Source organism: Tenggerimyces flavus (assembly GCF_016907715.1).
In the GTDB taxonomy this organism is placed as follows: domain Bacteria; phylum Actinomycetota; class Actinomycetes; order Propionibacteriales; family Actinopolymorphaceae; genus Tenggerimyces; species Tenggerimyces flavus.
Window position 1 is genome coordinate 7,268,813 of the sequence record NZ_JAFBCM010000001.1, and the last position, 25,016, is coordinate 7,293,828.

The following is a 25,016-nucleotide window of genomic DNA, read 5'->3' on the forward strand; positions in this document are numbered from 1 at the left end:
TTTCCAGTGGTGGGGATTCACCAGCGCCGCAGGGTGAATCGGTCGGTCGGCGTACCCGCGACGAGCAGGTCGAGCCGACCGCTGGCGACGTAGGTGCCGTACGGGCTGACCGCGGCGGTGGTCGGAACGGCATCCGCCCAGGGTGCTGATTCGCCAACAGTGGTGGCCGATCGCCAACCGTCGCGCGTTCGCAAGACCGACCCGGCACCGTCCAGCCGTTGCCCGAGCGCGTTGGACACCACCAGCAGCGAGCCGTCTGGACGCAGCACGAGTCCGCCGCCGACCAGCGGCCAGTCGAGGCGTACCTCTTCGAACCGGTGTGGGCGCGAGAGCGGGATTCGCAGCAGAACCCCAGCGTCGTAGCGCACCGCGAGCAGGTAGCCGTCGGGGTGCCAGACGATTCCGTTCATGCCGTCGCCGATCGGGCTGGCGAGCTGGGGGCTCTGAACGAGGACGGAGGCCCTACCCCGCGTGTCCACCCGGTAGATCTTGTCCGAGGTCGAGTCGGTCACGTACGCGTTGCCGGCCCGGTCGATCGCGAAATCGTTCGCGACATGCGGCCCCGGCCCCATGGCGAGATCGACGAGATGCTTCGTTCGTCCGGTCTCGAGGTCGAAGATCGCCAGCCCGGCCTGCTTCTGCACCGTCTCCGGCGTCGACCTGGTGCCGACCCCGTAGTCGGCGTACGCGGCGAGCACCCGGTTGCGCCGGGCGTCGACGTGTACACCGATCGTGAAGACGATCCGCGGCTCGTTCGCCAACGTCCGTGTGCTTCCGTCGGTCTTGACGATCGAGACCGTGCCGTGGCGTACCGATCCGACCAGGAACGACTTCCGGCTGGGATCCCACGCCACGCCCTCGGGATGCAAGGTCGGCGCCGAACCGTCGATCACGGCTGGCGGCGCTGCTCTGCTCGCGGCGGCCGCGGGCTGTGCCACGGGTATCAGGAGCAGAGCGAGGAGGAGTACGTTCGCCTTCATCAGAGCCTCAGAACATCGTGTTGTGGTTGGCTGAACTCTTTGGAATGGCCTGCGCGACGTCCCAGTGCTCGACGATCCGGCCGGCTTCCAGGCGGACGCTGTCCATGACCGCCGAGCCGCGGTCGGACGGGCTCATCGTCATCATGCTGTGCGTCACGACGAGATCTCCCTCGGCGATGACTCGCCTGATCTCCAAGCGGAGCTCGGGAAACTGGGCGACGAACCCCGTCAGAAACCGCAGGGAAGCCTCTGCTCCGTCCGGCGCCATCGGGTTGTGCTGCACGTACTTGTCGCCGATGTACTTCGCGAAAGCCTCGGCCGGCCCCTTCTCGTTGAAGACCTGGTGCAGGTAGCTCGCCACCAGCTGCTTGTTCTGTTCGAGGTCCGCCATCTCGCGCCCTTCGTCGTCGTGACCCTCGTGTTCGACTCCACCAGACCGTGATCAGCGACGGAAGGATCGACTTGATCTGGTGCTATACCGTGCAGATATGACCGACTTGGAGCTGCGAGAGCTGCGCTTCTTCCACGCCGTGGCCGAAGAGCTCAACTTCTCCCGTGCGGCAGAACGCCTGGGGATGGCTCAACCGCCACTGTCACGGGCGATCCGGCAGCTCGAACGTCGGCCCGGCGTCGAGCTGTTCGAGCGGAGCAACCGGCATGTCGCGCTGACCGACGCCGGCCTCGCCCTGATGCCCGAGGCCGAACGCGTCTTCGCCGCGGTAGCCGTGGCGGTCGCCCGGACTCGCCAAGCAGGCATGCCCGACCAGTTGACGATCACCGCCAAACCTGCCGTGGCGACGGACCTTCTGCGCGAGATCGTAACGGCGTTCCGCGACCTGCCGGGCGCGCCGCTGGTCCAGGTCGTCGTCAGCGGCTACGGGCAGCAAGAGGCTATGCTCCGCGACGGCCGCGCCGACCTCGCCCTACTCGGTTCTCCGCACGAGGAGGAAGGACTGGAGCTGGAACCCCTGATCTCCGGGCCGCGAGTGGCCGCGCTGCCGATCGGGCACGAGCTCGCCGGCCGGCCCGGGCTCTGATGCCGCGACTTCGCGGGCCTGCTGATGCCGCAGTGGGCCGGATCCAACCCCACCCAACGGGCCTACTGGGCAGGACAGGATCGGAACCCACACCGGGGCCAAGGCACCGCCGTGACCGGCCCACCGGTCCACGATGCCTCCGAGGTCATGGAAGCCGTCGCCCTCGGCCAAGCAGTCGCGCTGATTCCTGCATCGCTCGCCAGCCGGAACGTTCGCGGAGACATCGCGTACCGTCCGGTCCACGACGCGAGTCCCTACGAGACGATGATCGCGTGGCGGGTCGGCAACCAGACCGCCTGGGGAGCCCGTTTCGTACGTACGGCAAGGGAGCTCACGTCCGGGCAGTCCAACCGTTCAATCGCCGCGGCTGTCTGAAATGCGTCCCCACCTAACGCGGCGCCGACCCCCTCGATCCGTGAGGAGTTCTTCAAGGCCGACGCCGACGGCCTGCTCCACATCGTCCTCGTCAACCGCCCGCATCACCCAACCACAGAGCAGATCCACGAGCTGATCAGGCACATCGACTGAGCCGTCGGTCAGGGACAGCGCGGGACGGGTGCGCTCCACGTGGTGTTCGAGCGGTTGGCGACGTGATAGTCGGGCACCCAGCGGGAGTCGACGAGGCGGTTCCACACCGTGGAGGTGCCGATCGCTGAGCCGCTTCGCTGGCACATGACGTACGCGAGGGCGCCCGGCGGCAGCGGCGGTCCCGACGGGGGATGGGACGCGCTCGGACCGGTGCGCGCCGTCAGGGCCGCGCCGCTGGTGACCTGCCCGGGATAGATGCAGCGCTGCAGTGGCGGGGAGAACGTCGTCTGCGAGGGCGTGGAGACATAGGAGTCCGACACCCACGAGCCATCGGCTACCCGGTTCCAGACGTTCGACGTGCCGACGCGTTGCCCGTAGCCCTGGCACACCACCTTGATCGTCGACCCGGGCGCGTACGAGCGCCGCACCGGCGCGTTCGTGAACGGCTCGGAGCGGCCGTTCAACGGCGACGCGCTGGTGACGGTGTAGGGCCTCGCGACCGTGGCGACGGGAGCGTCGAACTGGTCGCTGTCGATGTTGAGCGTCACGCCGCCCCACGTCTCGTCGTGGTCGCCTCGATACTGCTTGGCCCGTTGGTGGAACGACCACCGCGAGTTCGGCGCCGTCGGCCAGTCGACCAGGGACGGGTTGCCGTCCCACCGCGCCATCCAGACGGCGTCAGGCCGCGCGTAGGTCGTCGAGGTGTAGACGCCGGAAAGGTTGAGAAGGCCGGAGTCCTGATGGACGTACACGCCGGCGAGGAAGCCGCCGGCGTGCAGTGTTTTCGTCCACGCGGACACGTAGCGCCGGGCCGCGAGGACGCAGGAGGCGTTCGTTCGGTCGTAGTGCTCCACGTCGGCGTACAGCGCGCTGCCGGGAATGATGCCAAGGGCACGGCTCTTCGCGATCGCGTCGTTGGCCTCGCTCGCTCCGTACGCCGCGGCGGTACTCGCGGTGTACCTGTAAGGCTTGGTGCCGAAGATGCAGCTCGGCTGGCGCCCGAAGTACGTGGGGATCAGCAGGTAGCCCAGGGCCGTCGCCTGGGCCACCCAGCCGCCGGTGAGGTTCGGCTGCGCACAGCCGCGGTTGACGCCGCCGAAGTAGATGTTCACGCGGTGGTAGTCGGCTGCCTTCCAGGCGCGCAGCGTGCTGATCGGCGGTGCCGTACAGGTGTCGAACGCGCGGCCAGTTGTGAGGGTGGCAGAGGCGTTGATCGGGTAGCTGCCGGGAGTGGCCGGCTCGGCCCTTGCCGGGTCGCCGACAGCGAGAACGGGCAGCAGCAGCGCCAGGGGGATCGCGAGCCGCCGGACGACGGAGAGAGGTGTGCGCATGAGATGCTCCGGAAACGTCGCGCAACTGACCTCGAAGATAGGACTGTGCAGAGGGCACGGCAAGAGGGCTGGTCCTCAGGAGTAGCCGAACGGCATCCGCGGTTGGTAGGGGGCTGCAAGGGCGGCGACCTCGTCCGTACTCAGGCTCAGGTCCACGGCGGCGAGGATGTCGGTGAGATGGTCGGGTCGCGTGGCGCCGACGATCGGGGCGACGACGATCGGTTGAGCGAGGAGCCAGGCGAGAGCCACGGTTGCCGGCGGCACGGACCTTCCGGCGGCGACCTTCTCCACAGCGGCGAGGATCTCGGCGTCGTTGGGGTGAGCCGGTGGCCGGAGCCGACCAGGTTGCTCAGCCAGTTCACGTACCGTCGGCGCCGTGGCGCGCGGCGCCGCGAGGACCCCGCGGGCAAGGGGACTGTAGGCGAGCACGCCGACGCCCTGGTCGGCGCACTGCGGGATCATCTCCCGCTCCTCCTCGCGGTAGAGGAGGTTGTAGCGAGTCTGCATGGACACGAACCGGGTCCCTCCCGCCTGGGCCGCTGTGTACTGGGCCTTCGCGAACTGCCACGCGTACATGAGGGAGGCACCGAGATACCGGACCTTGCCGACCCGTACCAGATCCTCGAGCGCCTGCATCGTCTCCTCGATCGGCGTTTCAGGGTCCCAGCGGTGGATCTGGTAGAGATCGACGTAGTCCGTGCCCAACCTGCGCAGGGACGCGTCGATCGAGTTCATGAGGTGGGCTCGGGACAGGCCGCGATCGTTGGGGCCGTCGCCCATCGGGTAGAAGACCTTGGTCGCGAGGACATAGTCGTCACGCCGGACGAAGAGTTCGCGGAGAAGCCGTCCAGTGACCTCCTCACTCACGCCGTTCGAGTACATGTCGGCGGTGTCGAAGAAGGTCACGCCCGCCTCGACCGCCCTTCGCAAGATCGGTTCGGCCGCGTCCGCGGACAGGAACCACGGCTCGTCGGCGGGATCGCCGTAGCTCATCATCCCGAGCGCGATCCGCGACACCTTGAGACCGGACGAACCCAGGCGGGTGTACTGCATTCTCGACGTCCTTTCGTGGAGCGGGCCATGACACGAAGCCTGCTAGGCGGATGCCCGACGTGGAAAGCTTCCTTTGAAGGTGAAGTGCCGAACTTTCCTCAGGAAACGAGACGAGATCCGCGGTCTATTTTCGGATCTGAAAGCCGCGCATTCGCCAGCTTGCTGTGCGCTGTCGGTTTTCCTGCCGCGTAGCCCGCCTTCGTACTGACGTACTCGTCGCCGAGCCCGAAGACGTGGCCCATTTCGTGCATCAAGGTGAACTGCTCTTTCGGCACTTCCGCATGTGGTCCGCCAGCCTCGCCGGGGAGGTCGTGCGGCGGACCCGTTCCTTCGTAGAGATCCCGGCTGGGTGGCGAGGATGTGGTTCGCATCAACGTCGCCGGTGGCGACGTCGGACAGCAGTTGACTGTGGGCGCGGGCGTAGCCGCGGAGCGCGGTGTAGGCCTGATGCAAGTCCAGGAGTCCTGATCGCCGAGGCGCGCACAGCCTCGACTCATCGTGACCAACCGTAGTAGTCGCGGAAGAGTTTGATGTCGACAGTAGTCATCCTTCATGCGTGAGAAGAAGCAGGCTTCTTCCGATCCTTTGAGCTGCGCGGTTATCCAGTTCCGGTCATCGGATCGGGTTTAGCCACCGACAGTGGTGTGCTTGCACTTAGGGTCGGCGCCAGTTTCCGTCGTTGGACCGCGTTCGGTCCGGGAAGTTTCACGGCTGTCACGGGGAGTCATCCAGTAAGTTGCGCCTCCCTTCTGCCGGCGCGTTGCCTAACGGCGGTGGGGAGGGATGCCATGAGTTCATTCGGTGCGGCGGAGGTTCGCTTGGGTTGGGGACGGCCGCTGCGATCGACTCCAGTGTTCCAACGTTCCGGGGTTGGAAATTAGTTACCCGAGCATTTTGCCGTCTTTCTCAGACTTTCCGCTGACGCTGTAGGCGGATCACCTCCGGTCCGGTAGCTGTCTTTCGACATGGTGGTCGGGATCTCGTTCATAGAAAAGCCGGCGCCAACATCAGTACTACTTGTATGGGCGACAATCTCCATTTCCGGTGAGATCTTCATCTGCCCAAGGTGCGTGCGAAATTCGGATGATTCTCCCAGGTGGACAATCCCTTCTGCGGCGACTCCGGGGATTGGGTCCGTCCCACTCCAAATCAGCTCTCGCGAGTCTCCAGTTGTGCGATAGAGCTGGATCGACTCAATCCTTTCCGCTGGGCATAGTGGAACTAAGATTGCAAGGACTCCTTTATCTTGCCGAACACCGATGGTTGGAAGTTTCGGGTCTGCCATGAAGCACGCCGACAACGGCAGCAACGCAGTCGACATCAGGGCAGTCCACGTCATAAGTGTTCGTCGCCGACCCCCTAGCAACGGTATCCACCTCTTCGCAACCCCGCCTTTCGCTCCCACTTGTTTCTACACGCGTTAGATCCGGCCCGCCAGTAGCGCCAGGCGAAACCAGCGCCATACCGTCTCCATTGCGAGCGGTGCCGAGACTCGTGATACATCACGTCCCGGGTGATCCGCGACCGCCGATTGCCAGTCAGGTAGGTGTTGCCGACGGTCACGCCTCCACGTGGATAGGCCCAGTCAGGTATCACGCAGGTCATCATCCCATATCGTGTCTTACAGGTGTACTTTCCGCCGGTGACATGGCGTGCATAGAATCGGGCTCCGAAGCCCAATGTGCGTGTCTGCATTCGGGCCCTCCATTTATGCAGTCGGCGCCATTTTCCGTGGGCCCATCGATATGCGCGCCCGTAGCCACTCCACCGCCACCATTGCCTATCGTCGATGTCAAATGAGTTGACCGGATCCGTCGGATAGGAATATGTATTCGCGCCACCGCCGGGAACCGGGGTCGGCCTGAAGGAAGCGACCGAGTTGTGGAGCGTAGAGACGGACACCCATGAGGACAAGGCCCCCAAGGGCCTCAGATGAGCGCTGCTTGCCACCAAGCCAACCGTAACGACCCGGTGCGGGGCCCAGGAGACACCGTACTCGTCGGTGGTGTAACTGGCATCGGGATCGGTTCCGGTTCCCGCGGTGGTCGCTGTGACATCACCGTGCATGTTAACGGTCTGCCACGTGACCACATTTGTCTGATTGGCCGTGGCGGCGAGGCTTCCGCCGAGGTCGGTGATATTGCGGGTCCACTGGCTGTGGTCGGTGGTTTCGGAGATCCAGTCGGTGTCGAACGCCTCGAGTAACTCTGGAAGCAGCCCTGCTCGCAACTGGGCAGGTGTGGCGTGCATCCAGTCTGCTCTGGGGCCAGCAGGCGCCGGCTCGTGGGCAGAGGCCGTAGACATACTCGACACGATAACGGCAACCTCCGACTCTCAGCGGATGCCCAGGACAATTGCGGCCGTGAGGGTGACCTGCTGGTTTCACCAGCCTCGGCTTTGGTCAGTGGCTGGTTCGTCGGCGGGTGGCGAGGTCGTGGACGCGGCGAGTGCTGGTGAACACGAGGTCGCGGACTTCTCGGTCGCCGAGCTTGCCGGCTTTGTACGGTTCTCCGCCGAGGGCCTTCTGCGCGTGATCGGTGAGGCGGTTGATGTAGTCGGTGTCGACGGCCACGGCCGGGTTTGTGGCTTCGATCTCGTCGCGGATCATGGTGGTTGCGGTGCCGCCGCCGGCGGCGACGAGACGCCGGATCGCTTGCCAGATCAAGCGGTGCCGGGGGTTGAGGAAGTCCTCGGGCTCGGCGAGGGCGAGTAGCTCGTCACGCTCGCGTCCCACGCCGGAGAAGATCGCTGAGGTGATCGCGATCGCTTCAGCGGTGTGATCGCCGTACGGGGAGACCTCGGGTTGGTCGATGTCGTCGGGTCCTTCTGCGGCGGATCGATCTGCGGAGCTCATCTGGTAGTTCCCTTACTGGGTTGACGAAATGTGCCGTGTGATCGGTTGCGAGCCGTGGGAGCGACGGAGAGACGCCACGCGTGAATCTCTCGGTTCAGCGGACTTGCGGCTTTTCGGCCGGATCTGTGGTCGGCGAAATTCCCGAGCCGTCGAGTTGATCACTCGCCGACGCCCGGTTGGCTGTGAGACGAGCTGTCGGACGAGCTCTCGGCGGGCATAAAGACGCGTGTGAGGTAGTCGTTGAGCGCGCTGTCGTCGAGTTTGCCCGTGAGGCTGAGCGCGACGCGGATGCTTCGCTCGGTGACGGGCGGCGCGATCTGCAAACGTCGGCGGGCTTCTCCGATCGTCTCGGTGATCACGTGTGCGGCGAGGGCTGGGTCGTGGCGGATCAGCCAGTCGAGCATCCGCGCCACGGGGTTGACGATTCCGTAGAAGGGCAGCGACCCGCCCGCCGTGTCGCGGTCGAGTTCCTGACCGGTGGCGAGCTCGTCGAGCAGTGCGTGCCGGATGGTGATGCCCAGGTTGGTCATCGGCACGATGTTGTCCAGGCCGGAGGCGACGACCCAGCCGAGGTTGTCGGCCAGCTTGAGCGCGGCCGCCTGGTTTCGCCAACGCAGCGCCCAACGCTTGCGGGCGTCGGGACGGTCCCACAGCAGGCTGAAGAAGCGGCTTGAGTACTGCCGCCAGAGCTCGGTGATTCCGGCGGGCCGTGAGTGACCGCTGGGGTCTGGGGTCGACAGGGCGGAGGTGAGGGCGTCAGAGGATCGGTTGCGGGCTTCTACCCACTCCTCGGCCACCGCTCGCGACCAGACGTTGTGGCCGTTGATGACGGCTTGCGCTTGAGGAAGCTCGCCCTCGCCGCGTGAGGCGTAGGAGCGGAGCGTGGACGCTTTGACACCGGCGAGGTCGGCGATCTCGGCGAGCCCGATTAGCTGGTCAGCGGTGAGCTCGGGCGCCGCGAGCTTCACCACACATGCCGACAGTGGCGGCAGCTCGTCGGTCCGCTCCTGCTCGGCGCGTCGCGCGGCCCAAAGGGCAAGGTCGTCGAGCCACCGACGTCCGGTGTAGGGCTTGTCGAGGCTGACCTCGGCAACCTGGAGAACGTGGCCGCTGGACGCGTCCGCGGCGCCGGCGGCGGTACGACCAGCCAGCAGATCGGCCGCAGTCACGTTCGTCGCGCCCGGCACCGGACGCTCGAGGTAGATCTCGCGCGTGCCATCCCAGATCTGCGACGGCCGGTACCACTGTTCGCCGTTCCACCAGTAGCCGCCGGAGCGGTACATCAGCGCCTCCTGGAGCGCCATGTGCATGCCGGCGGCGTCATCATCGCGGTAGAGCTCCACCGTGCGCCCGTACTCGGGGTGCCAACGCACGCACCAGGCCAGGTCGTGGCGGTCTGCGTCGGTCGTGAACGCCACCCAGCCGTCATCCCCCCGGCGTACCAGGTCCTCGCGGCCCCAGGTCTCTCCGCCGCCGTGACGCCCGATCGCTTCGATCGCGAACCGGTCGTTCAGCGGCAGGTGAGAGTCGTCGACGAACGGAAGATCTGGCACCGGGTGATCCGTACCCAGACCGTTCCCTACCGGTCGTGAACCGTCATAGTGCGGCATAGCTGCCCCCTTCTCGACACGCGTTGTAGAAACATACAGCGCCCGTCGACCAGGCTACAACTACCGCGTAGATAGATGCTCGGCCGACCCTGAGGAATCGGGGCAGCGGTACCTGAGTGGGTGTGTAGGGGGCTCCTGACGCCGGGTTGTCGGTGGGGCTGCCTAGGCTTCGGTGATGGCGAGGAATGCACCCATTCACAAGGGAAATGAGCGACGCTAAACGGGGAGAAGATGATGGCGATATCGCGGCGTAGGCGGTTCCAGAAGCGGCCTCGAGATCTGCGGCGAACTCGGGCCAAGGCTGAACACCAGATGGCCGGGCCGGATCGGAACTACCTCGGGTTGTCAATTCCGGATGGAGTCACCGATGCCGAGGTGAGCACCGTGGACTTTCTGGCGGTGACGTTCGGCGCCCTGCCGACCGACCCTTCGTGCTCGGGCCCGGTCGTCGTGCATGCGGACGGTGCGTTCGAGTGCCGCGGACCGTGGTGCCCCGGTGCGACGAAGGTCTTTCATCCCTCGAGCGCGATCGATCCGTGCCACCCGGTTCAGGACGTCGGCGCGTCGGCCATCGGCGGACATGCCTGCGTTCGGTGCGCCGCGGGACACCTCGAGGACCTGGGTGAGCTCGCCTGCCCGGGTATGGAGATCACCCACGACGACGGCCGCTTCGACTGCTCCGCGGGAGAGAACTGCCTCGGTGACCACGCGCCACACATGACTGCGCGATCATGTCGTCTGCTGGGCGCATGCGACTGCGGCACTTGATCGGGCACCTATCACGCCACCACGGCGGCCTCCCCAGCCCCAACCGACCCGCGGACAGGGTCCCGCGGCGCCGGCAGGAGTGGACGCCCGAACATTAGGTGCTCGCCGCCAGCGCGTTGAACGTCCTTGAACCAATTATCGGGCAAGGAGATTGATGGCGTGCTAGGACCAGATGACCTGCGTTGCGCCGAGAATGCCGCGGAGACCGAGCGTGACAGGGAAGTCATCTGGGGTCCAGCACGTGTGTGACAACGAGCTCCGCCTGCTGGCGTACGGCCAGGTCCGGCCGCGGCTTGCAGGGCATTCTGGGCAGCAGGATTGCTGCCGTAACCCACCACGAGCACCAGACGGTGCTGCGCAGCGGGGTGCCGCTGGTCTGTCCGCCCTGTGCGTTGGTCCATGGCGTTGAGCTCCGCCTCAGGTCGGCATCATCTCGCTAGGCGAACACGTGCTCAAGTGCGTAGTGAACGTAGGATCGGTTAGTCCTATCTGCGCTTGTTCCGCTGGGTGAGCAATCTGCCGACTGCGATGCCAGCCGCCGCGGTTGTGCGACCCATAGGACGAGGCCGAGGACGTACGCGGCGGCTTGCAGAGGGTGAAAGCCGCTGCTGGCGTTGAGGAACTGGCCGAACAGGGAGTCGATGGTGGCAACTGGGTCGCGGCGTTTGCTGGATGGTTCGCGATGGTCAGCTTGGATCGTTCGCATTGACGGCTCGTGAGAAGCTGGCGAGCCCTGTCGCTAGAGCGGTTCTGTCTGCGTCGGTCATGTCGGCGAGACCGGTCTGGATGCTGGCCTGTCGAGCGTTTCGTAGTCGCTCTAGCAGCCGTCGACCTCGAGCTGAGGGTTTGAGTTGGATAAGTCGGCGGTCGTGGTTGTGGGTGCGCCGTAGCAGGAGACCGTCCTCGACGAGGCGGCCGGTGAGTCGGCTCGCTGAGGGCAGGGATATATCGAGCCCGTTCGCGAGATCGCTGAGACTGATCGGCCCGTGCTGGTCGGCGGTAAGCAGCGCGCGGACCTGCAACACCGACAAGGTCGAGGAGGCACTGAGCGCCTTGAGGGTGAGCTCGACTAGCGACAGCGAAGCCAGCTCGACGACTGTCGCGGTCGCTTCCAGGCTGTGCCCAGCCTGCAACGTTTGGTCCACCATAGGTATCAACCTACCGCCTACGCTTCTCGCGACCATTCGCCCTTCCTTGTTTGAGGACAACCATTGTCAAATGGCAAGTTTCAGGTTCGACCCTTCCGTGTCGGGGTAGGCGCGACTGCAGCAGCTAAGGATGGGAGGGATCGCCGTTGATCGCGTCACCGGGTGACGGTCGCGTGTCGGAGCGGCTTGACCGTGCAGGGCTGGAGGCGAGACTTCGCCAGACGGTCGGCGGCACTGTCCGTTTCGACGTGGGGGCGTTGGCTGTCTATTCGTGTGACTCGTCGAACTACCGGCAGGTGCCAGTCGGGGTGGTGATCCCGCACACGGTGGATGCCGGTGTCGCCGCTGTGGCGGTGTGCCGGGCGTTCGGTGTGCCGGTTTTGTCCCGCGGTGGGGGAACAAGTCTCGCTGGCCAGACGACGAACAACGCGATCGTGATCGACTGGACAAAGCACTGCCACCGTCTAGCGTCGGTCGACGTGGAGGCAGCGACGTGCGTGGTCGAACCGGGCATCACTCTGGACGACCTGAACACGGCCCAGGCCGGCGTCGGGTTGATGTTCGGGCCACGTCCGTCGACCCACCAAAGCTGCACGATCGGGGGGATGGTCGGCAACAACTCGTGTGGGGCGACGGCTCAGGCCTATGGCAAGACGGTGGACAACGTCCGGCGGCTTGAGGTGCTGACCTACGACGGAGAGCGCATGTGGGTCGGACCGACCAGCGACGCCGAGTACCAGGCCATTGCCGCGGGCGGCGGGCGCCGCGCCGACATCTACAGCGCGTTGCGTGAACTCCGGGACCGGTATCTGGGTGACATCCGCACCGGGTATCCGTCCATTCCGCGGCGGGTGTCGGGCTACAACCTGGACTCGCTCCTACCAGAGGCCGGGTTCAATCTCGCAAAGGCGCTGGTCGGCAGCGAGGGAACGCTGGTGACGGTGTTGCACGCCGAGCTAGCGTTGGAGAACGTGCCGGTGCACAAGACGATGGTGGTGCTCGGCTACAGCGACATCGTGACCGCCGGACGTGCAGTGCCGCGGATCCTGCCACATCGGCCGTGGCAGTTCGAGGGCATGGACGACGTCCTAATCCACCTCGAGCAGGCGGAGACCCTGGCCAGCACTGCCATCCACCGCCTGCCCGCAGGCCAGGCATGGCTGATGGTGCAGTTCGCTGGTGATTCACCGGACGAGGCCAGGACCGCGGCGCGTCACCTGATCGACGACGTGTGCGGGGACGACCCGCCGACCGGGCCCGGGGCCCCCGGAGACCCGATGCCGACCGTGGAGTACATCGACAACCCGGCGCGTGAGGCGGAGCTGATCGAGGTCCGCGAGGCAGGGCTCGGCGCCACTGCTCATCCCAGCGCGAAGCACGCGACGTGGGAGGGGTGGGAGGACTCCGCCGTCGCGCCGGATGACTTGGGCGACTACCTTCGCGACCTGCGCGCGTTGCTTGACGAGTTCGGATTCGACGATTCCGAGACCGCTCTGTACGGGCATTTCGGGCAGGGTTGCGTGCACACCCGGATCCCGTTCGAGCTGCGCACCGCGGACGGCATCGCCCACTACCGAAGGTTCGTCGAACGCGCTGCCGACCTAGTCGTCGGCTACGGTGGCTCGCTGTCCGGCGAGCATGGCGACGGCCAGTCGCGGGGCGAACTGCTGACGAAGATGTTCGGCCGCAGGCTGGTCCGGGCGTTCGGTGAACTGAAGGCGATCTTCGACCCGGGCAACATGATGAACCCGGGCAAGGTCGTCGACCCGAACCCGCTGGACTCCCACCTGCGACTGGGCACGGAGTTCGCGCCGCTGCCGCTGTCGACGCACTTCGCCTACCCGAAGGACGACGGCCAGTTCGCTAAGGCGGCCATGCGATGTGTCGGCGTCGGCAAATGTCGCCAGTCCGGGGCAGATCCCTCAGATGAGGTGATGTGCCCCTCCTACATGGTCACCCGCGACGAAGACCACTCCCCCCGCGGGCGGTCCCGGCTGCTGTTCGAGATGGTACGCGGCGAGGTCATCCCAGGCGGCTGGCGGTCGGCAGAGGTGCGCGATGCGCTCGACTTGTGCCTTGCCTGCAAGGGATGCAAGGTCGACTGCCCGGTCAACGTCGATGTGGCCACCTATAAGGCGGAGTTCCTGTCCCATCACTACGCGGGGCGGTTGCGACCCGCGGCGCACTACTCGATGGGTTGGCTACCGCTGTGGTCGAGGCTTGCGAACGCCGCGCCAGGCCTGCCGCGAGTAGTGAACGCTCTCACCCGGGCGCCCGGCCTGGCCGGCGTGATCAAACGCATTGGTGGTATCGACCAACGCCGAGACGTGCCGCGGTTCGCCCCGCAGCCGTTCACCACGTGGTGGCGAGCCCGGAACCGCCCGTCTGGGCAGACCTACGCGTCGCGCGGACCGGTGGTGCTGTGGCCGGATACGTTCTCCAACTACTTCCACACCTCGATTGCACGCAGTGCGGTAGCCGTCCTCGAGGACGCCGGATTCGAGGTGCTGGTACCGCCCATGCCCGTGTGCTGCGGCCTCACCTGGATCTCTACCGGTCAGCTGAAAACCGCGCGCAAGGTATTGCTCCGGACCATCCGCGCGCTGCGTAATGTGATCCGTGCCGGCATCCCGATGGTCGGGCTGGAACCGTCGTGCCTAGCGGTGTTCCGGGCCGACGCATCCGAGCTAGTCCCCGGTAATGACGACATCCGTCGACTGTCGAAGCAGTCGTTCACGCTCGCTGAACTGCTGCGATCGCGGGCGGCGGACTGGGTTCCGCCGCATATCGCTGCGACCGCGCTGGTGCAGACCCACCGCCATGAGCACGCCGTTCTCGACCCTTCCGCCGAGGTCGACCTGCTGAAGCGGGTCGGAGTCGACGCCGAACGACTGCCATCTGGCTGCTGTGGCCTGGCGGGCAACTTCGGCTTCGAACGCGGCCATTACGAGGTATCCATGGCCGCGGGAGAGCGCGTACTGCTGCCGCGTGTTCGGTCCGCACCGGCCGACACCGTCGTGCTCGCGGACGGGTTCAGCTGCCGCACCCAGATCGACCAAGGCGGGACCGGCCGATACGCCGTCCATCTGGCCGAACTCCTCGCCACCGCGCTCACGAGGAGCACCAGTCCCCAGTACGAGGGACTCGGAGACTGACCGAATAGCAGATGAACCGACGGACGGACCGACGGGACGAACCTGCGAGGGAGAGATGATGACGCAGACGGTAGGCGACGAAATTCTCGCCCGGCTCCGGCAATGGGGAGTCGACCATGTATTCGGCTACGCCGGCGACGGCATCAATGGGCTGCTGGCAGCCTGGGAGCGCGCGGACAACAATCCCCGGTTCGTCCAAGCCCGACACGAAGAGATGGCGGCGTTCGAGGCTGTCGGCTACGCGAAGTTCACGAGCCGGGTCGGGGTGTGCACGGCGACCAGTGGACCGGGCGCGATCCACCTGCTGAACGGCCTGTACGACGCGAAGCTCGACCACGTCCCGGTGGTGGCGTTGGTCGGCCAAACGGCCCGCTCGGCGATGGGTGGCAGCTACCAGCAGGAGGTCGACCTTCTGACGTTGTACAAGGACGTGGCCAACGCCTACTGCCAGATGGTCACCGTTCCCGAGCAACTGCCCAACGTCTTGGACCGGGCGATCCGGATCGCCGCGAGCCGACAAACAGTCACCGCGGTGATCATCCCCGCCGACGTGCAGGAGCTGGAATACATCCCGCCTGCGCACGCCTTCAAGATGGTGCCGTCCAGCCTGGACCTGACGTCGTCCGCGCCCGTGCCGGCCCAGCGGCAGCTGGAGCGGGCGGCCGCAATCCTCAATGCTGGCGAGAAGGTCGCCATGTTGATCGGGCAAGGCTCCCGCGGCGCGGCAGCGGAGGTGACCGAGGTCGCCGACCTACTCGGCGCGGGAGTGGCAAAAGCGCTGCTGGGTAAGGACGTCCTGTCCGATGAGCACACTTGGGTTACCGGGTCGATCGGTCTGCTCGGCACCCGCCCGTCGTATGAGCTGATGACCGGCTGTGACACCTTGCTGGTGGTCGGCTCCAACTTCCCGTACAGCCAGTTCCTGCCGGCCTACGACCAGGCTCGGGCGATCCAAATCGATCACGACCCGACGATGCTGGGTTTGCGATACCCGTTCGAGGTGAACCTGGTTGGCGACTCCACGCAGACACTTCGTCGGCTGATCCCGCTGCTCCAACGCAAGACCGACCGGTCGTGGCGCGAGTCGATCGAGAAGAACGTCACCCGCTGGTGGGAGGTCATGCAGCGCCGCGCCTACACCTCGGCCGATCCGATCAATCCCGAGCTCGTATTCCACGAGCTGTCCCCGCGTCTTCCCATGGAAGTGATCGTGGCGGCCGACTCCGGGTCAGCGGCCAACTGGTATGCCCGGCACCTGCGGTTCCATGCCGGGATGCGCGGCTCCCTGTCCGGCACCCTGGCGACCATGGGTCCCGGCGTGCCCTATGTGATCGGCGCGAAGTTCGGCCACCCGAACCGGCCCTGCATCGCGCTGGTCGGCGACGGCGCCATGCAGATGAACGGACTCAACGAACTGATCACGATCAGCAAGTACTGGCGGGACTGGGCCGATCCCCGGATGGTGATCGCCGTCCTGCACAACAACGACCTCAACCAAGTCACCTGGGAACTGCGCGCGATGGGTGGCTCACCGCAGTTCCTTCCGTCGCAACAGCTGCCCGACTTTCCCTACGCCGACTTCGCCCGCAGCATTGGCCTGCACGGGGTGCTGGCCAGCAAGCCCGACGAGGTGGTACCGGCCTGGCAAGAAGCCCTGGCGGCCGATCGTCCCTGCGTAGTGGAATTCCTGACCGATCCCGCCGTCCCACCCATTCCCCCGCACGCCACCTGGGACCAGATCGGGAACGCTCTGGAATCCATCGTTCGCGGCGACTCCGACCGCGTCGACGTGGTCAAGGAGGGCCTGAAGAGCAAGATCCAGGAGTTCCTCCCGGGCACCAAGGACCCGAGCCCATGACCAGTCCTCACCATGCCAGCACCAGCGGCACTGTTGGCGCCAGCGCTACCGTCTCCGACGTCTCAGTCACTGGCGTCTCGGCTTCGGTGTATACCGTTCCGACCGAGAGTCCGGAGGCCGACGGCACGTTCGGGTGGACCAACACCACCCTGGTCCTCGTCCAGGTCAGCGCGGGCGGCCAAACAGGTCTCGGATGGACGTACGGATCAGTGGCATGCGCGACTGTGGTCGAGCGCGATCTGGCGTCGGTGATCTGTGGGCGCGACGCGTTCGATGTCGTCGGCGCATGGTCGGCGATGGTCGACGCGTTGCGCAACCTCGGGCGGCCAGGTGTGGCGGGAATGGCGTTGTCGGCCGTGGACTGCGCGCTGTGGGACTTGAAGGCGCGGCTCCTCGGGGTGCCGCTCCACCGTCTGCTTGGGCGCGCGCACTCCGCGGTGCCAATCTATGGGTCGGGCGGCTTCACCACGTACACCGACGACGCGCTGGCCGCGCAGCTTCGTGGCTGGGTGGAGAACGACGACATTCCACGCGTGAAGATCAAGATCGGCGAGTCCCGTGGCCAGCGAGTAGATCGAGACCTGGCGCGGGTCGAACACACCCGCCGCGTCGTCGGATCCTCGACCGAGCTCTTCGTCGACGCCAACGGCGGATACACCATCGGCCAGGCGGTCCGCGTCGGTCGGCACCTGGACGAGCTAGGCGTCTCCTGGTTCGAAGAGCCCGTCTCCAGCGACGACCTCGCCGGGCTTCGTCAGGTCCGTGACCAGCTCGGCGCCGACGTCACAGCCGGCGAGTACGGATACGACCTGCCCTACTTCGAACGCATGTGCCGTGCCGACGCCATCGACTGCCTCCAGGTCGACATCACCCGATGCGGCGGTCTCACCGAGCTGCTGCGCGTTGCCGCCGTCGCGGCGGCGCACGGCCTGCAGATTTCCGGACACTGCGCGCCACATCTCCACCTCGAGGCGCTCGCCGCCGTGCCGAACCTTCGGCACCAGGAGTGGTTCCACGACCACGTCCTCATCGAACGCCGACTCTTCGCCGGCACCGCCGACCCGTCCGGGGGGATCGTCACACCCAACGACAGGCCCGGGCTTGGCCTCGCCTGGCGTGCCGCTGAAGCCGAATCGTTCCGGGTCGCTTGAGCAGCGGTAGGGAGGCGCCTGCGATGACCAACCACGAGGTACGACGAACACACCAAGGCCGGGCTCATTCCATGCGACGCATCAGGCCCGGCATGGCCGTCCGCGCCAGCAACGGCTACCCAGTCGGCTTCATCGTCGACGTCCACCTCGGCGCCCCCACCGGAACCCCCCTCCATCGGCGGCCGGGATTCCTCGCAGACCTTGTCCGTAGCGCCATCGGCTGGACTCAGCCGACCGCCACCTCTCGGCTGGAGGACGCCCTCCTCGACCTCGGCTACCTCGAAATCGCCACCCCTTCCGGAACGAGGTTCGCCAAAGCAACCCACATCGCGGCAATCCTCGGCGACACCGTCCACCTCACCGTCCTCGCACGCGCCCTCACAGGCGAACCCACTCCACCGGACTGACCACCTGTCCGGCCGGGCCATGCCGCGATCGACCGGACTGGAAACGGTTCGCGCAGTGGATCATCGAGATGACACGCTCGTAGACCTTGCGCCTTGGCACTTCGCAGCCGCATGGCGCCACTGTTGCCGCCGATTGATGGCGTGTGCGTCGCCAGTTAGCTATCGTCATCACCTCAATCGGCCACACCCACCAACATCAACGGGGGCCAGATCAGATGATTCAGACAGACGGTCGCTGCGACGTTCACTAAATCCGCCTGACTACACTGGGGCCAAACGTCTCGACGATCCTCTCGCTCGGTCGCAGGTGGCGAGCGTCGAGTTTCGGCCAGGCGTTGACGTCGAAGCCGCATGCGCTACTTCGGGCATCCCATTGATGTGCACACGTCGTCTACTTCGTCCTCGAGGAACGGCGGATCCCGTGCTTCTCCAGTTGCACTTGCTCGACTGAGAGTCTGGCAGTAACAGAGTCACGGAAGTCAGGAGGGCGTCCTGCTGTTCAACTGTGCGGCAAGTGGTCGCGGAGGTGTCACAGCGCACGGGAGAAGTACGCTCTCGCGCCGCCGTATTCCTTACCGCCCTCCCATCGAGTGTGAGGTGTCAAGCTAACGTCGACGGATCAGGGATGGTTAGCACGCCACCGCTGGTTGCACACCGCGGGTTGCACACCGTGGCCGACGCGTGATGGCTTCCTCCGACGAGGCCCGGTGGCTCGGCGGGAAGCTGCTTCCTATGGGTGTTGGTCGGGGTTGTCCCAGTAGTAGGTCTCGACGTCGTAGACGGCTGGCGTGGGGTGGATCCACGGGTTAGCGAATCCGCCGAGCTGGAGGTTCTGCTTGGTGGGTACGTTCCGCAGGTCCTTCTTCTTCAGGATGACCCGCGGTGTGTTGGCCACCGTGCCGCTGAAGAATGGGCCGTGCTCGACATGGATCTTGATCATGTCCCAGACGAGCTGCGTGCGCTTCATCTCGTCGGGCTCGAGCTTGGTTTGGTCGTACTTGTTCCACAGCTGCTCGATCGGGCCGCCCTTCTCGGCCTCCATGCGTGGTGGCGTGCGCTTGAACGGGTCGACGTCGAGTTCCTGGTTCTCGGCCGGGGTGCCCCGAAGGCTGTACATCCGGCCTTCGAGCGGTGCCCAGCGACTCTGTTCGATCGGGACCAGCCACTGCGGGTATAGCAGGTGGTTGGGACCGTCGCCGACCTCCCAGTTGCTGTGCACCATCAGCTGCCCGTTGTCCCACAGCTCGTTGAAGCCCTCGGGAGGGATCGGGTTGACGGTCGCGTCGACGCCGACCGCTTTCCAGTCACGCATCAGCAGGTTGTCCTTTTGGATGTGCTCGGGATCGGCGTTCGCAGAGCGGTCGATCGACAGCTTCAGCTTCTTGCCGCTGGGAAGCTCGCGGATCCCGTCGCCGTCCTTGTCCACGACACCGACCTCGTTGAGCAGCCGCTTGGCGGTCTCGGGGTCGTACTTCACCCACGCGTCCCGCCACTCCTGGTAGGCCTGCTTGCCCTGGTCGTTGACCAGGTATTCCTTGGCCTTCGGGCTGAGCGTGCCACTGGTGAGCTCGCCCTGCTCGAAGTAGATCGACTTCTGCGCCTCTTCACGGTTGAACGCGAAGGACAGTGCCTGCCGGAACTTCGGTTCGCGGAACAGCTTGCGGAGCTCGGGGTCCTTGTGGTCGTAGTTGAGGAACCACATCGAGCTGGTGCCGGAGCCGCCGTCCCACAGCAGCAGGGCGAGCCCGCTCCGCTCCTCGGCCCGGCGGAACACCGAGATGTCGGACAGGCCCACCTTCAGGAACTGGCCCTGGACATAGTCCACGTTGCCCTGCTGCATCTGCAGCTTGCCGACCTCGGCGTCAAGCACCGCAGTGAAGACGAGCTCATCGACGAACGGCAGCTGCGAACCCTCCTTCGTCACCACGTAGTAGAACGGGTTCCGCTCGAAGACGACACTCCGCGCGTCATGGCTCTTGCAGCGCCAGCCGGTCATCGTCGGGCAGTCCGGGTTACGGGTGAAATCGACCTTGGTCTCGAACACACCGCCAGCCGCCGCCCAGTTCTTCGGCGCGCTCTTGTTGTACCTCGGGTGGAACTGCTCGGCGTAGTGCGCCGGGACCATCCACCACGGCCCGTTCTGCATGGGCCCGTTGACCCACATCGCGATCCGCTGCGCGGTGAGCGGCGCCGGTGCGTCGAACCTCATCTTCAGCGTGACCTCGTCGACCGCTTCGAACTTCGCCAGCGTGTTCCTACCGGAACGGGTCTCATCCGGCGGCACCTCGGTGTGCGCCTCGTCGAGGACGATGTCCTCCCACCAGAACATGATGTCCTTAGTCGTCCACGGCTTCCCGTCGGACCACTTCAGGCCCTCGCGGAAGTGGAAGGTCCACTCGCTCGCATCCGCGTTCATCTCCCAGCTCTCGGCGAGGCCGGGGATAATGTCGAGACCGTCGTTGACGAAACGGATAATCTTGTGACCGCAGAAGAACTCACCAATCGAGGCCGCCCGGTCACCAGACGTCGTCTCACACAGCATCCGAACCTTGCCGCCATACTTGCCCTCCTGCACCCAGGTGTGCGGGACGACCAACGGCCTCTCAGGCAGCCGCTCGGCCAACGTCGGGATCGCTCCCGAAGCCGCCTGTGCCTTGAGCAGAGGAGACTCCTTGAATCCGGACGGGACAGGCGGCGGCTCTTTCGCGGAACCCTTGACGCCCGCAGGGGCGTCCGTGCCGCTGTCGCGGTTCGCGCCGCCGCTGCCGGGAGTTCCGCCTCCCCCACCTGAACAGGCGGCCAGAACGACTGAACCGGCCGCGATGGCCGTGCCGTAAAGGATGGTGCGACGGCTCACCTGGGGATGGTCGCTCATCGGATTGTCGCTCATCACGTTCTACTCCCTTCCCCTCAGCGGGCTGAGGGATGAGGTAGCTGTCATCGATGCGCTCTTCGTCCTGTGACGATGGGCCAAGTCCGCGGCGATGATGGCAACCAGGCCTGCCGCGACGATGTGGACCGCTCTACCTGGCTTCATCGAGATTCCTTCCTTTGAACTCATTCGTGCAGCGCTACTTCGGCCTCAAGCCTCATGCCGCCCCTTCGCCTACCCCAAGCCAACCGGCCAATGCACGGTGCAGTGGACCTGACACGCGACCGTCACGAATCCGCAAAGTAGGAGCGCTGCGACTCTCCCTGCCATGCTCAGGCCTGCGCATCCAGTCATCCACGACACACCTCTGATATCGCCGATCCAAAGATTGAGACTCGGATGCCCCGGGAGCTCAGGTGAGGAGATCGATCGCTTCCGATCCCTCGGGAAAGGTCACGATGGCGTACGCCCCACCGCCGCCGTCCCTGCGACAGCCAGTGGAGTCGTCAGGGCCAGAAAGGTTCCGGGATCGCGATGCCGGCGTAGGCGCGTCGCGTCGACGACGAGGACAGGAACGGTAACTGAAAGCGGCGGTGAAGGTGATCGTCCACGACGAATCGGGCCGCACCGGCTAACACTTCGGGTGACGGTGGCCTGTCCCCGATCCAGGGTGTTGACGATCCCGACGTTCGCTACATCGCCGGCAGCAGCCGGAAGCCCGCCTGATGACGTGACGTTCGTGGGTCAGATAGCCGCGGTATTCCGGCGTGGGAGGGCTTCAGTACCGGCCCAGAAAGCGGCGAGGCCGCTCCGGATCGGCTACGTCATCAACCGCCGCGGACTTCTCGTGGGAACGTCCTTGTGTGCGCAGATCGACTAGATGATCGATTCCAAGGGGTTAGTGGTCGTAGGCCAGGAGTGATCGCTTGATCGGTTGGCTGGTGTGATCGTTGTGCCAGATCGCGGTAGTCATGGCCAGGACGCGTTGGAGGACGCGGACCCAGACGCCTGCGGGGGTGTGGCCGCCGTGGTGTTCGAGGTCGAGTTGGCCTTTGAAGGTGTCGTTGATCGACTCGATGACTTGTCGTAGCGGTTGGAAGAACTCGGCGCCTGCCCGTGGGGTCTCGCCTTTGCGGGTCGGGCGGAGCAGGTGGAGGCCGGCGTCGGCCAGGGCGGTCTCGAACTCGCGGCCGTAGTAGTTCTTGTCCGCGATCACGATCTGCCCGACCCTCCCGGTGGTCAGGTCGGGGTCGGCGTGGAGGACGCCGAGCAGGATCTGACGTTCGTCGGCCTTCGCTCCGGTCAGGGCGAACCCGACCGGTAGCCCGTGCAGGGTGCACAGCAGATGCAGCCGCAGTCCCCAAAAGAAGCGGGAGTGGCTGGCGCAGTAGCCGTACTCAGCCCAACCGGCCAGATCGGAACGACGCGCGGTCTCGCGTGATCGACCGCACTCGACCGGAGTCGAGTCGACCACCCACACATCGTCGGTCCACATCGTGGTGTCGCGGGCCAGCACCCCGACCAACCAACCGATCGTCGAGCCCAACCGCCGCAGCCGCTTGTTGTAACCGGGCTGCTTGGGCAGATACGGGAACAACGCCCGCAGGTGGCTCCGGGCATAGCGCAACCAGCGCGCCTCGCTGGTGTGTCCGAGCAGTGCCTGCATCACCGCCAAGGTGACCAGTTCAGCGTCACTGATCTTCGGAACGATACCCACCGCAGGACGCCATGGCGCTCGTTCCGGCGCCGACTTCAACCAATCATCGGTCCGCACGTACAGTGCTGTCGCGAGGGTGTCCAGGTCAGCGTCCACGAAGGTCTCCACGAGATCGGCGTCGGGTAAGCAACGCCGATCCTGGACACCCTCCACCTCAGCCAACACTCACCACGCCGAACCACACCCCTTGGAATCGATCATCTAGGAAAGGCGAACACCTGCATCGGTCCCAGCCGTCGATCACTAGGCAGACACGATCCTCACAGCCCGAGGTGCTCGCAGGCACACTGCGGTTCCCGCGGAGTCCGCGAAGCTCAATCGAGGTCCCTAGCCGTCTTCGCCATCGTTGGAGTCTTCGGCCACCTTCTCGGTGACCTCGGAGACCTGGACGTTGAAGCTCCGGCGGGTACCGTCGGCCAGTTCGGCCTCGACGACGAAGAAGCTGGCCGAGCCGAAGGGCACGTCAAGGATGGCGATCGGGTGCGGCAGATCCCGCAGCACCGGGTTCGCGTCGGGATTGGCGCCCCGGATCAACAGCTGCAGCACGCCCCCGAGATACTCCTTGATCAACGGCCCGGCCGGCGTCTCCTCGGCGTCGCCGCACGCATCATAGGGATCAAATGTGGCGGCGCCGACGCTGCCATCGGTAGGTCCGGCTGTGGTCATGAGTGCAGGATAACTGTCAAGTCCTACATCAGACAGAGCCGCCGACTACCTAGGGCAATACCAGGTCGATACACACCGACCTGAACTGCGCGACCTCATCAACCGCGGCCGGGCAGCCCCTTTCGAAGAACGCCTCCCACGGTGTAGCCGGCGACGCCGCACCCATCGCCAACAAGCGAATCGGCAGGTACGTGCATGGCTGGACCAAAGTTCCTTCCTCCCGGGATGACGTCGTTGGGTAGCGGGTCGGGTTGTACGCGTGCTGCTTCGGGGATTGTGGGCAACCTGACGATGGTGATGGCGCGGCCGCAGTGGGGACAGCGGCGATGTGCCGCCGGCTGCGAGAGTGTGGTCGGTGGTGTGGGCCCCAGGTTGCTTGCCAGTTGGCCCGGACGCGACGTCGACCGGCCGCGGCGGCGACTGGAGCAGGTGTGCTTGTGGGCTCGGCGAGTGGCCACGGTGAAGTCGTTCCAGCAGACTGGGCAGTGTCGCCCGCTACGACGCCAACAACCCCACAAAGATCCTCCCTCACTGGGGAGATCCGAGGATCGTTCCTGGGATCTTACGGATCGCCATCGGTGCTCGGAGGAGGGCTGGGGATTACGATAGGCCCCTGACCGCGCACAGGCGGCCGCATTCGCATATCTGCGCCGGATCTTGCACGCAGGCCCATCTAGCGGGTCCGTCCGCGATGGTGACGCGTTATTGAGCGCGAAGCCTTGCTCCCAGTGCGCCGACATGACCACATCGTGGTCGCGGATTGACCGCGATCCGATGGACTTGGCGCCGCGCCCATCCCCGGGAGGCACCGCGAACAGCTTGCTACCGTTCGCAACTATGCCCGACGATATGGACAACGACACCCGCGACACCGACGCCGACAGACGGCTGGCCGAGATTACGGGCGAGCTCCGACTAGTGCTGCCCGTTGTCTCGATCCTTTTTGTCTTCCTCATCACTCTGCCGTTCACAGCAAGGTTCGAGTCGCTGTCTCGGCTGGACCGCACAGCCTACTTCATCGCGTTCCTGAGTAGTGCATTCTCGATCGTGCTCCTCCTCGGCGAGACGGCTTACCACCAGCTGCAGAACACGAACTACGACAAAGCGAAGTTGGTGTCTACTGCGTCGAGGCAGACCATCACAGGCATGGCGCTGCTTGCCATCGCTCTGCCGGCTGTGACGTTCCTCGTGACGGACCTGCTGTACCGCGACCAAGCAGCTGCGACGATAACAGCCGGTTTGGCGGCTACTGTCGGTTTCACGTGGTTCATCCTCCCGCTGCGCCGGAGGCGTGCGCAGAAGAACGTCACCACATGACATTAGTGCGCAGCGGTCGGAGGTGGTCGAGGCTCACGAACGACCGCGCCGAGCGCGAGGCTATTCCGGCGGCGCCGAACCATCGATCCTTGCGCGCTGACGGATCCCCACCACGATCTGGCGTCGGAGGACCTGCCGGAGTACGGCGCTGCATCCATTCTGAGTACGCAAACCCGGTACGGAAAGGCCGGCGGAGCTACGCCCGTTACTGATGAAGGCCGAGGCTGCTTGTGAGACGTCGCGTCGCATCCCTGGCTGGACCCAGCGTACTCGCCCGATCGGATTTAAGGGGCGCGTGCATGAGGACTGTTCGCATGGCTCCGTAGACCGACAATCCACCAATCCCTTCGACATTAGCCGAGCGACGGCAGCCTCATCGAGAGAGGATCGACTTGATAGGCCGGCAGAGCACTGAATTCCATCCCTCGCATTGTAGATCACGAGCTGGGCCGGCTGGCTCCCGCTGACTTAGCCGGCACCTGCAGCTCGGACTCCGGGTTCCAGCCAAGGAGGCGGCAAAACTAGCGGCTCGGACGGATTGGCAGCGAGGAGTGTGCTGTCAGC

General features: G+C 65.5%; 18 protein-coding genes. 8 read left to right on the top strand and 10 right to left on the bottom strand.

Annotation, left to right across the window (positions count from 1 at the left end):
* Positions 1-17 precede the first annotated feature (17 nt).
* Both JOD67_RS33795 and JOD67_RS33800 read right to left on the bottom strand, forming a co-directional pair.
* Positions 18-938 (bottom strand): SMP-30/gluconolactonase/LRE family protein, encoded by a 921-nt coding sequence (locus JOD67_RS33795; RefSeq protein WP_205121746.1) that lies wholly within the window; start codon positions 936-938, stop codon positions 18-20.
* Positions 939-987: 49 nt separating this feature from the next.
* Positions 988-1,371: a nuclear transport factor 2 family protein gene (locus JOD67_RS33800; RefSeq protein ID WP_205121747.1), complete on the bottom strand. Its 384-nt coding sequence runs from the start codon at positions 1,369-1,371 to the stop codon at positions 988-990.
* 97 nt (positions 1,372-1,468) lie between these two features.
* Here JOD67_RS33800 and JOD67_RS33805 point away from each other — a divergent pair, with 97 nt between their 5' ends.
* Together JOD67_RS33805 and JOD67_RS33810 are read left to right on the top strand one after the other, a co-directional pair.
* Positions 1,469-2,017 (top strand): LysR family transcriptional regulator, encoded by a 549-nt coding sequence (locus JOD67_RS33805; RefSeq protein WP_205121748.1) that lies wholly within the window; start codon positions 1,469-1,471, stop codon positions 2,015-2,017.
* A 111-nt stretch (positions 2,018-2,128) separates the two neighbouring features.
* Positions 2,129-2,392, top strand: a complete 264-nt coding sequence (locus JOD67_RS33810) for a type 2 periplasmic-binding domain-containing protein (RefSeq protein WP_205121749.1) — start codon at positions 2,129-2,131, stop codon at positions 2,390-2,392.
* A 161-nt stretch (positions 2,393-2,553) separates the two neighbouring features.
* On the opposite strand, the gene JOD67_RS33815 is transcribed toward JOD67_RS33810, so the two are convergent.
* The 4 genes from JOD67_RS33815 to JOD67_RS33830 all read right to left on the bottom strand — a co-directional run bounded on the left by JOD67_RS33815 (position 2,554) and on the right by JOD67_RS33830 (position 9,336).
* A complete protein-coding gene (locus JOD67_RS33815; protein ID WP_205121750.1) occupies positions 2,554-3,876 on the bottom strand; it encodes a glycoside hydrolase domain-containing protein in 1,323 nt (440 codons plus the stop codon).
* Between the two features lie 75 nt (positions 3,877-3,951).
* Positions 3,952-4,929 carry an aldo/keto reductase gene (locus JOD67_RS33820; RefSeq protein WP_205121751.1) on the bottom strand — a complete coding sequence of 326 codons (978 nt, stop codon included), beginning with the start codon at positions 4,927-4,929 and terminating at the stop codon, positions 3,952-3,954.
* Positions 4,930-7,330: 2,401 nt separating this feature from the next.
* Complete coding sequence (locus tag JOD67_RS33825) at positions 7,331-7,783, bottom strand: DnaB-like helicase N-terminal domain-containing protein (RefSeq protein WP_205121752.1); 453 nt, start codon at positions 7,781-7,783, stop codon at positions 7,331-7,333.
* 158 nt (positions 7,784-7,941) lie between these two features.
* Positions 7,942-9,336 carry a helix-turn-helix transcriptional regulator gene (locus JOD67_RS33830; RefSeq protein WP_205121753.1) on the bottom strand — a complete coding sequence of 465 codons (1,395 nt, stop codon included), beginning with the start codon at positions 9,334-9,336 and terminating at the stop codon, positions 7,942-7,944.
* A 441-nt stretch (positions 9,337-9,777) separates the two neighbouring features.
* Between JOD67_RS33830 and JOD67_RS33835 the strand changes: the two genes are divergently transcribed.
* Positions 9,778-10,161, top strand: a complete 384-nt coding sequence (locus tag JOD67_RS33835; RefSeq protein ID WP_205121754.1) for a hypothetical protein — start codon at positions 9,778-9,780, stop codon at positions 10,159-10,161.
* A 686-nt stretch (positions 10,162-10,847) separates the two neighbouring features.
* On the opposite strand, the gene JOD67_RS33840 is transcribed toward JOD67_RS33835, so the two are convergent.
* Entirely contained in the window at positions 10,848-11,309 is a 462-nt protein-coding gene (locus JOD67_RS33840; RefSeq protein ID WP_205121755.1) for a MarR family transcriptional regulator, read from the bottom strand.
* 173 nt (positions 11,310-11,482) lie between these two features.
* Between JOD67_RS33840 and JOD67_RS33845 the strand changes: the two genes are divergently transcribed.
* From JOD67_RS33845 to JOD67_RS33860, 4 genes are all read left to right on the top strand, one after another.
* Positions 11,483-14,464, top strand: a complete 2,982-nt coding sequence (locus JOD67_RS33845) for an FAD-binding and (Fe-S)-binding domain-containing protein (protein WP_307782648.1) — start codon at positions 11,483-11,485, stop codon at positions 14,462-14,464.
* A 55-nt stretch (positions 14,465-14,519) separates the two neighbouring features.
* A complete protein-coding gene (locus JOD67_RS33850) occupies positions 14,520-16,322 on the top strand; it encodes a thiamine pyrophosphate-requiring protein (protein ID WP_239554166.1) in 1,803 nt (600 codons plus the stop codon).
* Positions 16,319-17,473 carry an enolase C-terminal domain-like protein gene (locus tag JOD67_RS33855; RefSeq protein ID WP_205121756.1) on the top strand — a complete coding sequence of 385 codons (1,155 nt, stop codon included), beginning with the start codon at positions 16,319-16,321 and terminating at the stop codon, positions 17,471-17,473. The genes JOD67_RS33850 and JOD67_RS33855 overlap by 4 nt, the downstream gene beginning before the upstream one ends.
* 71 nt (positions 17,474-17,544) lie before the next feature.
* Entirely contained in the window at positions 17,545-17,880 is a 336-nt protein-coding gene (locus JOD67_RS33860) for a hypothetical protein (protein ID WP_205121757.1), read from the top strand.
* Positions 17,881-18,610: 730 nt separating this feature from the next.
* Here JOD67_RS33860 and JOD67_RS33865 read toward each other — a convergent pair.
* From JOD67_RS33865 to JOD67_RS33875, 3 genes are all read right to left on the bottom strand, one after another.
* Positions 18,611-20,737, bottom strand: coding sequence for an ABC transporter substrate-binding protein (locus tag JOD67_RS33865; RefSeq protein WP_307782649.1), 2,127 nt, complete (start codon positions 20,735-20,737; stop codon positions 18,611-18,613).
* 913 nt (positions 20,738-21,650) lie between these two features.
* Positions 21,651-22,565, bottom strand: a complete 915-nt coding sequence (locus tag JOD67_RS33870; protein ID WP_205118013.1) for an IS982 family transposase — start codon at positions 22,563-22,565, stop codon at positions 21,651-21,653.
* Between the two features lie 231 nt (positions 22,566-22,796).
* Positions 22,797-23,135 (bottom strand): hypothetical protein, encoded by a 339-nt coding sequence (locus JOD67_RS33875; protein WP_205121758.1) that lies wholly within the window; start codon positions 23,133-23,135, stop codon positions 22,797-22,799.
* Positions 23,136-23,972: 837 nt separating this feature from the next.
* Between JOD67_RS33875 and JOD67_RS33880 the strand changes: the two genes are divergently transcribed.
* Entirely contained in the window at positions 23,973-24,452 is a 480-nt protein-coding gene (locus tag JOD67_RS33880) for a DUF6328 family protein (RefSeq protein ID WP_205121759.1), read from the top strand.
* The last annotated feature ends 564 nt before the right edge of the window (positions 24,453-25,016 follow it).